Raw genomic sequence first — 14324 nt, forward strand, 5'->3', positions numbered from 1 at the left:
ATTTTAATCAGCTAACGGCGTATTCACCAACAGGTTTCTCCATCAGTTTGCCATATTCCATTTTATACACCCTGTCTGCACAATGGTAATACTTATCATCATGTGTAATGGCAATGATGGTAATGCCGCTCTGCTTAAGTAAAGGAATGATCTCAGTGTAGAATTTCTTTCTGAAATAAGGATCCTGGTCAGCGGCCCATTCGTCGAGTATTAGTAAAGGCTTATCTTCCAGCAATGAGGCAATCAGGGCCAGGCGTTTTCGCTGACCCATGGAAAGATCTGTCGTAGAAAAACGGTTGCCTTCCAGCGTTACTTTTCCCTCCAGTTCAAAAAGCCGCAGGTAATACAAAAATTTCTCCTGGTCGGGATTCTTCCACCCGAACAGCTCATCGAACAGGTAAAAATCGCTGAACACCACACTAAAACACGACCGGTATTCCGGATAATTCTCGTTGGTAACAAGCAACCCATTCAGTCTTATTTCGCCTGCGTCAGGAATATGTAACCCTGTTAAAGCCTGCATAAAGGTAGTTTTACCACTGCCATTTCCGCCATAAATAAAAACCACTTCTCCCTTCCGGAGATCAAAATTAACAGGCCCCACACTAAAATCCTGTGCAGTTTCTCCATATTTGAATTGCAGCGCTTTTATTACAATGCTGTCAAATTCTGCCGCTGTCATATATTTTTTGGGTATCCGGTTCCGGTCACTATTGGCCCTCAGATTTTCAGTCAGGTCAAGCAGCCGGTCAGATGATACCATTGCCCTCGACAGCACCGGGATGGTAGTCAGAATGGTCTCTAACGCTCCCAGCAAATACAGCAGGGTAAAAACAAAGCTTACTATATCCTGCGATTTTATTTTCAATACAAAACTGAAAAAAAGCAGGATGGAAGCAATTAATATATAAAAGAGCACCTGTCCGATGATCTGGTTATTAAGAAATCCGGTAAAGGCCGATACATTGTTCCGGTAAGCATTCTTTGCTATGCGTTTTATTTTTTCATCATATACCGCTTTTCCCTTTTTGGGTTCCATGTATATTTCCTTGAACCCGTCGAGAATGGTATCCATGCTTCGGAAAAAATCCCTTTCCAGCAAATGCCCTTTTTTCAACCGCTCGTTATTATTCATGGCGCTGAAGTGATACACAAGCGAACCTGCACCGGCCACTACCAGCGTAATTAAAAACAGTACAAAAGAAATAGAAGCCAGGTAAACCAGGCTTGCTATAGCCAGTATAAAAGCTGTAAAAAATCCAATAATAGAGAGCGAGACTGTTGTAAGCAGATTTACATCGTTGGTCATCGCAGCCTGGATATCTGCTTTTTTATTAAACAGCTGCCGGTAATTACTATTCAATACGCACCCTATGATCTGCTTTCTAATATTCCAGAACAGCGTTTGAGATAATCTGATGAGCCCCAGGGACAGCACTCTTCTAACCACTACAAAAAGCAGAATAACAGCAGCAAACAATGCGGTGTATTGCAATCGCTTTTCTTCAAAATGACCGGCTATGATGTAGCCAACTGACTTGTTTACAAAATTAATGAAAAGGAAACTGCTGGCTCCCGACAATAATCCGAGAAAGATAAACCTGGCAAGCCCGGCTTTTCCTGTTAATAACAACAGCTGCCGGAATAAACGCACCATATGAGGATTGATTTAAGGAATGTAATGCGGTTACGGTATTATTCCTGAAGTACATAGGAATACAACAATTCTTTTTCGCCATATAACCTTTCGGCAATAAGTCCACGACTGATACAGTCATTGACCAGTTTGTTCGACTGAACAATGGGATTTGACTCCTCTGTATAGCGTACGGTGCTGATAAACTCCAGCCAGGGTTCCTGCCCCATTGCATACACATACACCTCTTTAGGTTGAAATATATCTACCAACCGGATGCCTTTTTGATAATCGGATCCGGACAGCCTTCGCGACTGGTCTTTATCTCTGGGCAGTTCGTCTGTAAGTAAAGGGCCGTACAGCCACGTGAGCGGCGCGCCATCACATTCCATTCCAAGGAACAGCACGTCTACGTTGCCGGTTACGCGATGAATATGCTCATACAATCTGGCTTCTACCACCCTGGAGTCGGCCATAAACAGGAAAGTGAATGCCTCAACAGCAACATGATAGCATATTTTCGCCTTCACATTTAAATCGCTGTGCTCCCCTGTAAAAGGCAAACCGGATATTACGCAGTTCTTAAAGCGGATCTCCTCCATCTCATCGATCTCAATCACATTATTGAAACCAGCATGTTCAAAGGCCAGTTTCAGGTTAGGGTCCTGTAGGGCGCCGCTGGTAGTCCTGGGTAAAATGATGTTCTTTACCTTGTGGCGCAAAGGCAATAATGTTTCAAAAAGTACATGATCCTGGTGATTGTGGGTGATCAGGATGTAATCGATCGTGTCGGGCAAATCAATATCGGAATAATGCGCCACACTGGATTCATATCCGTAATAACTGATCAACGGGTCAACGAGGATACTCAGGTCTTTTGTTTCAATAAGAATACAGGCATGGCCGAAGTAACGCATCCGTACAAACTCGCCTTCATATTTTCTATAACCCGGGTGTTCCTGTTCTGTAAAGAAAGTGCTGAACAGCGGCATGTCTTTTTCAGACACGCCCAGCAGTTGCGCTATTTCATCTACCGACCCGCCATTTCGTTTCATCCTGCACAACGCGTCGATCCCTTCATGATCGAATGGGATGTTCAAATGTAAAACATGCGGCTCATCAAGCCTGGGCGTGCTGAGACAGAACGGCCGTTCATCATTATCGGTTACCCACAAAGCAATGCTCTGAAGTGACTTATCATAGAATTCACTCTTGTATAACAATGATTCAAACAACCTGAAAGACGGATTGTTATTAAGGTCGTACGTCAACTCAACATAGCCTTTTAAAATATCAGGCACCTGTTCATACAGGGTTTCCAGTGAATAACCTTTCGCCTGTTTTTGAAGCATTTTGTCAAGCGCCACGATTGCTTCTGACAATTGAATGTACTTCGCCTGTGTTACCATTGTTTCATCCCTGAGCTTTTTCACATCTTCCACACGCCCGCCTTTATAGTCCATAAAAGGGCCGCCCAGCATTTTAGGGTTTTGCACAGCAGCCGCGTGGATCTGCGGCGCCTGTATATACGAGTTCATGATCTTTAAATGCCTGCCGGTTACATTCATGGCGGCAGTACCCGGGGATATCAGGTGCGACCAGGCATACCATCGTTGTATTAATGGCTCAATAACGACATTGGGTTTAAGATACCATTTTCCGCTTTTCATAATACATGTTTTATAGTTATGCTGTTTTTTCAGGTTGCATTAATTGCCTTACCGGCAGGTCTTCGTGGACGATCACCTGGTTTAGTAAAGAGAAATAAGATGCACAGCTGTCAAATGCCTGCCGGGGAGTAAACCGTTTATGATCAAATGACATCTCCAATTTCAGGCAGTTGTTGTATTCTTTTACAGCTATTCCCATCGCCATTTCCATTGGCTCGGGGTATTCTATTCTTCCCTCCCTTTCCTGCTCCGTAATGGTATAGTTGTGTGCACGTAACCAGTTGTAGTTATGATAATTAAAATACACCTGTCCTTTTCGGTATTCATTGGGCGCCAGCTGTGGCAGTTCACTCATCAGTTTTTCCAGGGGAAAAGCGCCGTAACTGAGCCCTTCCAGAAAATCAGTTTGCACCTGCAGAAAATATTTGTTCGCCTGCAGTTCTTTATCAATCTTTCCCACTATTATGATGGGATTGGCGAAAAGCCCCACGGTTTCGGAGATATCAAGGGAACCAAAATATTTTGAACTACGTCCCGAAACGGTAACAAAAATGAATGTTTTGTCATCCCCATTCAGCTGACCGGTCAGCAAATGCAGCCCCGCCATTAAAAATGCTGAACGTGTAATTCCATGCTTTTGACCGAAATGGTCCAGCTTTTCGAAAAGGGCACCTTCAATTAGCCTGACGATACAAATAGATTTGCTGCCCTGCACGCCATTACCAGGCGTTCCAGAAAAACCAGTAGAGACAGGCGCCGGAAAACCTTGTAATTGTTGTAACCAATACTGACTGTGCCGCTGTCCTTCGGCGGATTCAATAAAATCCTTTTGCCATTCTACAAAATGTCTGTACTGAGATTTCAATGGAGGCAAAGGGGTATTCGTTTTTTGTACGTTCGCAGAATACAGGTGCAGGATCTCTTTTCGCAGAATGCCATCCGAAAAGCCGTCAGTCAGCGCATGGTGCATGGTCAGCAGCAGCACGTAGGTTCCAATATCACGGCGGCAGATCTGTACGTATATCAGGGGATCACGGAAAGGATCGATTTTCCTTTCATGTGCCAGTTGGGTAATTTCAGTCAGTTCTTCTTCAGTGGAAACAGGGATCACATCAGGTATTGGCAAACGAAACGACCCGGCCGGCATTATTTCCTGCATAATTCCTGCGTCACTGCGAATAAAGCGGGTGCGGAGTATTTCATGCCTTTCTACTAATTGATCAATGGCTGCCCCAAACGCGTCCATATCGAGGTGTTCAAATTCATATGGCGTTATTACCAGTTGATTTTCTTTTTTCGATCCAGACAAAAACGTATGCTGGTTATAGGAAATATCGTACACCATTTTTTCCTCTTCAGCCTTTTCAACCGTACCAGTCGTATTGGCTGAAGTTTTACCCATTTCATCTATTAGCCACACCGCAATTCTTTCAATGGACCGTTCCTGAAAAATCAAATTAATAGGTAACACCACACCTGTTTCGTCAAGCACTTTCTGAAGAATACTTATTACTTTCAGGGAATCACCGCCCAGCATAAAATAATCATCGCGAACTCCTACCCGTTCCCGGCCCAATATTTCTCCCCAAATGGCAACCAGTTTTTGTTGTATAACATTATCGGGCGCTGCGTAGTTTCCATCATCAGCCCTTTCCATCGCATAAGGATCGGGTAATTGGGCTTTGTTTACTTTACCATTTTTTGTCAATGGTAATTCTTCCAGGAATATAATGTGCGCCGGAAGCATGTATGGCGGTAGTTCTTTGTCAAGATAAGCGCGGAGCTGATCTGCTTCACACGGTTGTTTGCATACAACGTAGGCTACTAATTCTTTTTCCTCCCGTGCATTCGATCTGATCAGTACAATTGCCGACTCTACATCGGGGTGCGCCCGAAGCAGGTGTTCGATTTCTGCCAGTTCTATACGATAGCCGCGAACTTTTACCTGATCATCTTTTCTTCCGGCAAACTCAATATTGCCGTCCGCCAGCCAGCGGCCCATATCACCAGTCCCATACATATAGGTCCCTTTTATAAAAGGATCGGCTATAAACTTTTCAGCGGAAAGTTCCGGCCGGTGCAGGTAACCATTGGCTAACCCCTGCCCGCTGAAAAACAATTCACCATAAACACCCACAGGAACCGGGTTCAGATTACTGTCGAGTATATATGCCCGGGTATTGTGAATCGGCCTGCCAATGGGAATGTTGGAAGTTATGATTTCCGCGCCCATAGGAATGGTGTGTATGGTGGTACAAATGCTGCATTCTGTAGGGCCATATGCATTAAAAAAAGTACCCTGTTGTGAGAAGGCAATCGCCTGTTCCAGAATGGCGGCCTCACCGGCACTGACCAGCTTTTTTAACTTGCTTATTTTATCGATCCGAAGCAGCCTCAGGTACGCAGGGGGGATGGTTGCAATGTCGATTTCATTCGCCGTTATATATTCCTCCAGCAACACCGGATTTCTTTTGTCCGCCTCTTTAATAATATATAATGTACCACCAGAAGCCAGGGAAACAAATATTTCAGAAACAGAAGCATCAAAAGAAGGCGATGCAAACTGCAGATGTCTGTCACCTTCCTGAACGCCGAAGATCTGCTGTTGCGAGTAAATGGTGTTTATGATCGCCCCATGGTGAATCATTACGCCCTTGGGCTTGCCGGTAGATCCGGATGTATAGATCACATAAGCGAGATCGTTGGCTCCATGCAGTATTGACGGGTTCACAGGGGCATACTCCGCAGCTATTTCATCAAACTGTTGCCAGGCCAGCTCGTCCAGTATTACTTTACAACCGCAGTCTGCGGTCATATATTCAATCCTGGCCTGCGGGTAATCAGGATCTATGGGCACATAAGCAGCTCCTGATTTTAATATGCCCAGTATGGCAACGATCACTTTCTCTGAACGTGGCAGTTGGATGCCAACAAGGTCACCGGGTTGCACCTGGTGCTGCTGGTGTAAATAGAAAGCCAGTCTGTTGGCAGCCTGGTTCAGTTGATCGTAGCTGAGTTTATTTTTCTCAAATACAAGAGCTGTATGATGAGGACTCTTTTGTACCCGGTCTTCAAAAAGCGACACCAGGTTATCGGTAGGCCATTCACCGGTTGGCCCGGCGTTAAAATTGTGTAATATCATCCGTTGTTCATCACTACCGAGGTACCCGAGTGTTGCAACCGGTTCGTTGGGCCTCGCAGTCACCGCCTCCAGCATTTGTCCCAGGTGTTCACCCAGTCGATAAACCGTATCGTGATTGTAAATGTCTTTATTGTATTCAATGCGGCAATGCACTGCCTCCCCTACTTCTGCAAAACTGAAAGTAAGATCGAACTTGCTCACCACATTTTCCCCTTCCCGGTATGGAGCTGCTGCCAGCCCGGGGAGTTGATGCTGTAAATTGATCTTGCCGGTATCATAGTTTTGCAACATAACCATTACATCAAACAAAGGGTTCCGGCTCATATCGCGTTGAAGCTGCAATTCCCCTACCAGTTCATCAAAAGGATAGGTTTGGTGTTCGTAAGCCTGCCTGGTAATATTACTTACGTTGGAAAGTACCTGTTTAAAATCATTGTCGCCATTTATTTGTGTACGTAAGGCCATGGCATTTACGTAGAAGCCTATCTGATCTTCGAGGTCGGCATGATCACGCCCGGCAATAGAAGTCCCTACAATAATATCGTTCTGGCTGGTGTATCGGTACAACAATACTTTTACCAGGGCCAGTAGTCCCATGAACAGAGTACCGCCCTGTTTGGCAGCCAGGGTTTTCAGGGCATCTGTTGCCCGGGGATCAAGCTTTTTGATAAAAGCGCCTCCATGCCAGGTTTGCAAGGCAGGCCGGCTCTTATCTGCTGGCAGGTTAAGTACAGGTAATTCTCCTGTAAATTGTTGCAGCCACCAGTTTCTATGGCGGTTAAATGCACTACTATGCAATTGATCCTGTTGCCAGGCTGCATAATCTTTATACTGTATACGCAAAGGAGTCAATGTATGCGGCAATCCTTCACAGGCTGCTTTATAAAAAGTCAACAGGTCGGTGAATAAGAGCTGCATCGACCATCCATCGCTGATGATATGGTGTATTACGATATTAAAAACCCATTTATCGTTTTCCAGGCGAAACAAAGCGGCGCGTAACAGGGGCCCTGTTAGTAGGTTGAACGGTTGCCGCGCATTTTCAATCAGCAGTGCATTTACCAATTCGGTCGCATCCGCCTTTCCACTCACGTCATGATATGCTACCATGAAAGCCATTTCACCGGCAGGTACAATCTGCTGGCGTACTTGCCCCTGTTCATTGTTTTTGAAAACAGTGCGCAGGATCTCGTGCCGCTGCAGCAATGCCTGAAATGCCTGCTCCAATGCTGTCTGGTTCAACTCCCCTTCAAAAAGAAATGCACCGGGTATATTATAGGCTGTATTGGCTGATTCGTGCTGACACAACAGCCACAAGCGTTTTTGAGAAGAGGATAAAGGATAATCGCCTGCTGACTGCGCCGGGCGTATTGCTACAAATGAGGTCTTTTGTGCCTGCTGTATCAATCGGGCCTGTCCGCTTAAAACGGCATGATCAAAAAAGTCTTTCAATGCCAGTTTTACCTGAAAGCGTTTGTAGATCTGGCTGGCGAGCCGTACTATTTTCAGGCTGTTTCCGCCAAGCAGAAAAAAGTCGTCGTTTATGCTGATCACTTCTTTATTCAGCAGGTCCTTCCATACAGCGGCCAGTTGTTGTTCTACCTCATTACGCGGAGCGACAACTATTTTTTCGGCAACCAGGGAGAAACCAGCCGGGTCAGGCAATTTTTTCCGGTCAACTTTTCCATTAGCGGTCAATGGCAACGCATCAAGGAAAATGATCTGCGCGGGGATCATATAAACCGGCAACCTGTCCATAAGCCAGTTGCGGATCTCAGCAAGTGTTTGTTGCCTACCGCTGACAACATAAGCCACCAGTTCTTTTTCACCATCATCAGCTGAACGTACCTGTATAAAACTGGCAGTAAGATCGGGATGCGATCGCAAGGCGTGTTCTATTTCGGCTAATTCGATGCGGTATCCATGTATTTTAACCTGGTCGTCTTTGCGCCCCAGAAATTCTATCATTCCATTGTTGAGCCAGCGGCCAAGATCGCCGGTCCTGTACAACCGTTCCGTTTCATTAAAAGGATTGGCAACAAATCGCAGCGCTGTCAGTTCCGGCTGGTTCATATATCCGCTGGCCAAACCCACACCGGCAATGCAGATCTCACCAGGTACGCCCACCGGAACAAGCTGTAGCCACTCATCCACAATATAAACAGCCGATTTACAGAATGGCTTTCCCAGTGGAACAGGTACTGTTATTTTTTCCAGGTCAATCCGGCTGATCACCTTACCAATCGTTGTTTCGGTTGGCCCATAGTGATTGTACACTTCACAGGTACTGCCGCTCTGCTGCATTTTTCCCAACACGTCAGGGGTCAATTGCTCGCCGCCAAAGATCAGGCACTTATCAGGTAAAAATGGCCGGTCTGCCTGTTGCAAAGATTTCCAGTGAGATGGTACGATCTTCAAACAATCGATCCGGTGGCTGAGCAGTTGTTCAACATCCAGCAAGGCAGTGCGGGAAAAGATATGCAAAGTACCGCCGGTCAGCAGCGAAGGATAAATTAGGGTATTACCCAAATCGGCAGCCATCGTAGATACAAGGCCAAAATGTTTGCAGTCACCTATATTGGTACTACCCATTATTCCATAGAAATAATCGGTAAGGCACTCATGCCGTATCATCACGCCTTTGGGGTGACCGGTTGAACCGGAGGTGAACATAACATAGGCCAGGTCGGTTGTGTTAATAGACACGTCAGGGGAAAGTACATAGCTATCCGGCATCGTTGGCTCCTTATCCATTAACAAACAATCGCCGCCGTAACCAGTTAGCAACGGTTCGAACGTGGAAACCGTTATCACCATACGTGTGCCTGATTCATGCAAAACATAAGCAATACGTGCCGGTGGTGTATTGGGATCAACAGGCAGATAAGCCATTCCTGCTTTCAGGACAGCCAGTATTCCTATGACCATCTGTGCAGAGTTCTCCAATAGTATTGCCACCACAGCATTTGAGCTGGCAGTATTATGGGCAAGCAGGTAATTCGCCAGGCGGTTGGATTGTTCATCCAACATTTTATAGGTGATGTTCGTTTCCTCAAATAGCAGGGCAATGGTATCCGGTGTACGCAGTGCCTGTTCCTTGAACAGATCAACGATGGTTTTATCGCCAGGTCCCGGTGCACCGGTATTATTGAATTCAACCAGCAGCTTTCTTTCTTCCGCCTGGCTGAGGTATGGCAGCGTATTGACAGCAGTAAATGGGTTTTCAACGATGGCCAGCATCAACCGTTCCAGGTGGTCTGCCAGGCGGCCTGTTGTTTCAGGTGTATATATGTCCCTGTTATACACAAGCATAAGATCCAACTCACCGGCAGCTTCGGTAAAGTTAAAAGAGAGATCGAACCTGCTTACGTTTTCCTTTTCCTCTTCATAAGTGCTTACTTTCAAATCTCCCAGTTGCACAGCGCCGCCTTCACTACCCACGTTTGTATTTTGTAATACCAGCCATACATCGAATAAAGGATTGCGGCTTCTGTCTGTTGGCAGTTGCAGTTCATCAACCAGTTCATCAAAAGGATATACCTGGTGATTGTACGCTTCAAGTGTCATTTTTTTAACCTGCGCCAGCAGATCGGTGAAACTATCGCGCTCATGCAACTGCGACCGAAGGGCCACGGTATTTACATAAAAGCCGATCTGATTCTCAAGATCGGTATGGTCCCTGCCGGCTATCGGACTGCCAATCAAAAGATCCTTTTGACCGGTATACCGGAATAATAATACATCGATTGCGGCCAGCAATCCCATGAACAAAGTAGCGCCCTGTTCCTGGCAAAGCGCACTTATCTGCCGACTGATGCGGGAATCGATGCGTTTGTTTATTGTACCTCCATGATAGGTTTTGATGAGCGGCCGGGGTTTGTCGGCAGAAAGTTCCAACACCGGCAGATCACCGGCAAACCGTTGAAGCCAGTAAGACCGGTGTTCTGCAAAGGAAGCACTTTGCAATTGCTGTTGCTCCCATACCGCGTAATCCCTGTATTGTATGGGGAGCGGTGTTAAAGGGTTAACAGCTTTGCGGATGTGCGCATTGTACAACAGCAATAATTCATTGACCAGAATATTCTTTGACCAGCCATCGCTGATGATATGGTGCATTACATAAACAAACACGTATGTATGATCTGCCTGTCGGTACAGGCAGGTGCGCAATAAAGGACCGCCGGTAAGGTCAAAGGGCTGATCTATTGCTGAGCGGATCTCTTTTGGTAAATATTCTTCCAGCTGTTCCAGATCCCGAAGATCATGGTATGGGAACCGGAATGAATAAACAGCAGCTGGTATAATGCATTGCCTTACCTCACCCCCTTCATTTTCCCGGAAAACAGTGCGCAGTATTTCATGACGCGTTATTAATTCTTTCAGGGATTCTTCCAGCGCTTTAACATCCACATTACCTTCAAACACATACACGCCAGGCATGTTATACGCGCGGCTGGTTTCTTCAAACTGGCTTACAATCCACAATCTTTTTTGTGATGAAGAAACAGGATAGCTCTCCTGGTCGGCAACAGCAGGTATGCTTCGCTCTTTCCCCCCGGTGGCTTTTTTCAGAAAATCGACAATGGCAGCTTTGTTTATTTTTATTTCCTCAAGCACAACAGCAGGCAGATCATCGCCGTCAAAACTTATTTCCAGGTCGTTACCCGATAAAGAAAGGGCGATATCGTTGCTTTGAAGACGGTTGATCAGGTTAATTATTTCCATGACAGAACTGTTGATGATAGTAAATGATTACGCTACAAATCCCTCGTCGTACGCCGCCTCAAGAATAGCAGTGGCGATGGTCCTTTCTCCCTCGTATGGATTGCGGCCGTGCGCGGCTAGCATGTTATCAAGAAAAAGCACATCGCCTTTTTGATAAGGAAAAATGATTTTGTTTTTTTCATACGCGTCCCTGATCTCCTTATACTCTTCGAAAGAGATGGGTGATCCATCTCCAAAGAAGGTATCTGATGCCAGGTATTCTTCCGGTAAAAAGTCATCAGGCGAAAGCCCCAATTCTTCATACCGGGAAAAACGATTGAAGAAAAACACATGATTGAACCAGGTATCGCAACCCGATACAGGATGTTTATAAATGGCCTCCTTTCGCCATTCAATAATACAATCGTCATTACCGGTAAAGCGGTATTCTATACGGTTCTTTTCACACAGCTGCCGCACTTCGTTTTTGTCGTTTGTTTGAAAAACTTCCTGCCAGGGCATGCCGATTTCGGCAAACAGGTTACGGCGGTACATCACGCCTTTTTCCCTGAACTTTACCTGCAGGGCAGCACTCAGCGACTGCAATACCTTACGCGAATCAGCAATGGGTGTTTCTCCCCCGGCGGCTGCCGGCTGGATGCAACAAAAAATAATTTTCCTTCCCCATACCCGGCTGTACGAAGCCTCATTATGCATGTTGATGACCCGTTCATTGGGATAGGAAGTAGATAAATAAATATTCTTAATTGACCTGTCTAACTCTTTTCTGGGTGAAGACCTGAACATATAAGGCAGGGGCGCCGTATTAAAGCATTGTACAAAACGGTTAAAATGCTGTGGAGTACTAATATCGAATCCCCGGAACAGGATAGCGCCATGCCTGCTCAGGTCTTCTTCGAACGATTCTTTATGGGCAGGCAACCACTCCGCAAGATCCACTCCTTCGGTAGCAGGTTCTATAAAAAGGGGAAATGCCAATTCGCCAAACGCATCCAACGTTTGTTTATGTACGATACTGTCAATAAACATGGTATTTATTTTTGAGCTTATATCACAATCTTGCGGGAAGCTTTTTTACCGGTTACGGCTATAGATCGGATCTGGTCAGCAAAAGCGGCCATCGATCCCACGCGGTCGTGGTTAAAGAAATCGGTGAGTGTTATATTAATATCAAATTCATTTTTTATCCTTTTCAGCAACATCATGGCTTTTAACGAATCACCACCCAGCTCAAAGAAATTGTCTTCTGTACCTATTCCGTCTATCCCAAAGAAATTTTCGTAAAGCGCAGACATCCTTTTTTCTGTTTCTGTTTGCGGCGCTTTGTAAGTACTGGTTAACTGCGGGCGTTCCATTTTTACCAGTTCCGTCGGTTTGTCGCGATCCTCATCGAGATAGGCTTCTTTTTTTAATTCATATACCCGGCGTACACGGGCCCACAACTCCTCTACAGTTTGTATTATAACCGGAGCGCCGGTAAAACCTACACTCCATTCGAACAAAACAGTTATTTCATCCGGCTTCAGGCATGACCTTGAAGGGCCGTTTTCTTTTTGAATTTGCTTGTCTGAAAATACCATATCCCCCAAACCGATGCTTCTCCAACCTGGCATTTCTCTTGCTTTTGACAATACAAAATATTCCATGTACAGGTTAGCAGCCGCATAGGAACTGAAGCCCAATCCACCCAGCACTGTCGATAAACTGGAAGTGACCCATATAAAATCAGGGTTTCTTTCCCGAAAAACCTGGTAGATGTTTTCTATACCTTTCACCTTGGGCGCCAGCATAACCAGCGCTTTTGCGGGCGTTATATCTTCTATCAGTTCAAAATAATGGTCATCAATAATACCTGCAGCATGAATAACGCCGTCTATCCTGCCTGTCTTTTGCGTTGCATCCGCTGCCACCTGCTGCATCGATAATAAATCAGCTACATCTGCCTGGTAATAATAAACCGACTCACTGATCTTACGCAACTCATTGTAATGAGAAAGCGCTTCCTTATTCAACATACCGGCCTCCTTTCTGCCTGTGAGCACCAGGGTGGCACCATAGTGCTGCAGCAGGTATTTACCCAATACAAAACCTACATTTCCCAAACCGCCGGTTATCAGATACACACCGCCACGTTTTATCTTTCCGGGGGTGCTTTTTATTTCCTGGGTATTTTTCTGAAAATCCTGAACCCAGCGCTGCCCATGGCGAAGCGCCACGATGCGTTCTTTGCGTCCTTCCTGCCGCCGGATCTCGGCGGTCAATTGCGATATCCACTGATCCAATGGTTCCGACGGCAACAGATCGATATTAAAACAGGTCACCGAATATTCCTGCGGCAATACATTCACCAATCCCAGTAATAATGATTGATGGTAACCGCCTGTTTCCGTACCCAGCACCTTGTGCAATCCTTCCGTTAAAACAGTTATCCGCTTCTCTTTTAGCATACCCGCCCGTAACAGCGATTGTACCAGGTACACCAGGCCAAAATATACCCGGCCCAGTTGCGTATTATCTTTTTGTAATTCAAATGAATGCTGTTCTGCTCCAGGCCCCCACGCATAAACTATATCAGTAACAATTATACCTGCAGCCGATAGATCGGCCAGCAACAGATCGTACTCACGGGCACTGGATGGATTCAGCGCATACTGGTATTGTGTATACCGGCGGTATTCTTCGGCTATGCCAACCTCGATCACTTTATCTTCCACACGCTCTGCCAGCAGTTGTTCTTTCAGCCTTTGTGAAAAAAGAACGTTATTGCAAAAAACCAGAAAGCTTCGTTTGCCAGCTGGTTGGCTGCCGGCAGCCAACAACCGTTTCCAGGAAGGATAATAAACCCAGTCTTTTAATTCCTTGTTTTCCGTCAGGCCCAGGTTCAACCCCGCCTGTAAATAATTTTTGATGGGATCTACCTCTGTGGGATATTTTACCGGTTCAAAACTATAAGTAGGTAAGGATATTTTTCTGCGTTGCTGGTCTTGGTAATAACCGTTCCAGTCGATGGCGACTCCCTTCGCCCATAACTCACCGATGCGCCCGGTAAAATATCCATGGTCATCGGCCGTTTCTTTTACGCTGCGTACCAGGTTCATCGCCACTGGTGCTGTTTGCGCCTTTTGTTGTTTTAACAAACTGATCAGCGAAT

The 14324-nt window shown here is 45.7% G+C and carries 5 protein-coding genes; all 5 read right to left on the reverse strand.

Features of this window, described 5'->3' with window-relative positions; genetic code table 11:
- Window positions 1-7: 7 nt before the first annotated feature.
- Window positions 8-1657, reverse strand: coding sequence for a cyclic peptide export ABC transporter (locus tag BMX95_RS25965; protein ID WP_081197526.1), 1650 nt, complete (start codon window positions 1655-1657; stop codon window positions 8-10).
- A gap of 38 nt (window positions 1658-1695) precedes the next feature.
- Window positions 1696-3306, reverse strand: coding sequence for an MBL fold metallo-hydrolase (locus tag BMX95_RS25970; protein ID WP_081197525.1), 1611 nt, complete (start codon window positions 3304-3306; stop codon window positions 1696-1698).
- Between the two features lie 16 nt (window positions 3307-3322).
- Window positions 3323-11173 carry a non-ribosomal peptide synthetase gene (locus BMX95_RS25975; protein WP_081197524.1) on the reverse strand — a complete coding sequence of 2617 codons (7851 nt, stop codon included), beginning with the start codon at window positions 11171-11173 and terminating at the stop codon, window positions 3323-3325.
- A gap of 27 nt (window positions 11174-11200) precedes the next feature.
- A complete protein-coding gene (locus tag BMX95_RS25980) occupies window positions 11201-12202 on the reverse strand; it encodes a TauD/TfdA family dioxygenase (RefSeq protein WP_081197523.1) in 1002 nt (333 codons plus the stop codon).
- A 17-nt stretch (window positions 12203-12219) separates the two neighbouring features.
- Window positions 12220-14324 (reverse strand): SDR family NAD(P)-dependent oxidoreductase (locus tag BMX95_RS25985; protein ID WP_143067620.1); only part of this gene is annotated, 2105 nt, incomplete at its 5' end.

Origin of the sequence: Niastella yeongjuensis, from assembly GCF_900110245.1 — a bacterium.
Taxonomy (GTDB): Bacteria; Bacteroidota; Bacteroidia; order Chitinophagales; family Chitinophagaceae; genus Niastella; species Niastella yeongjuensis.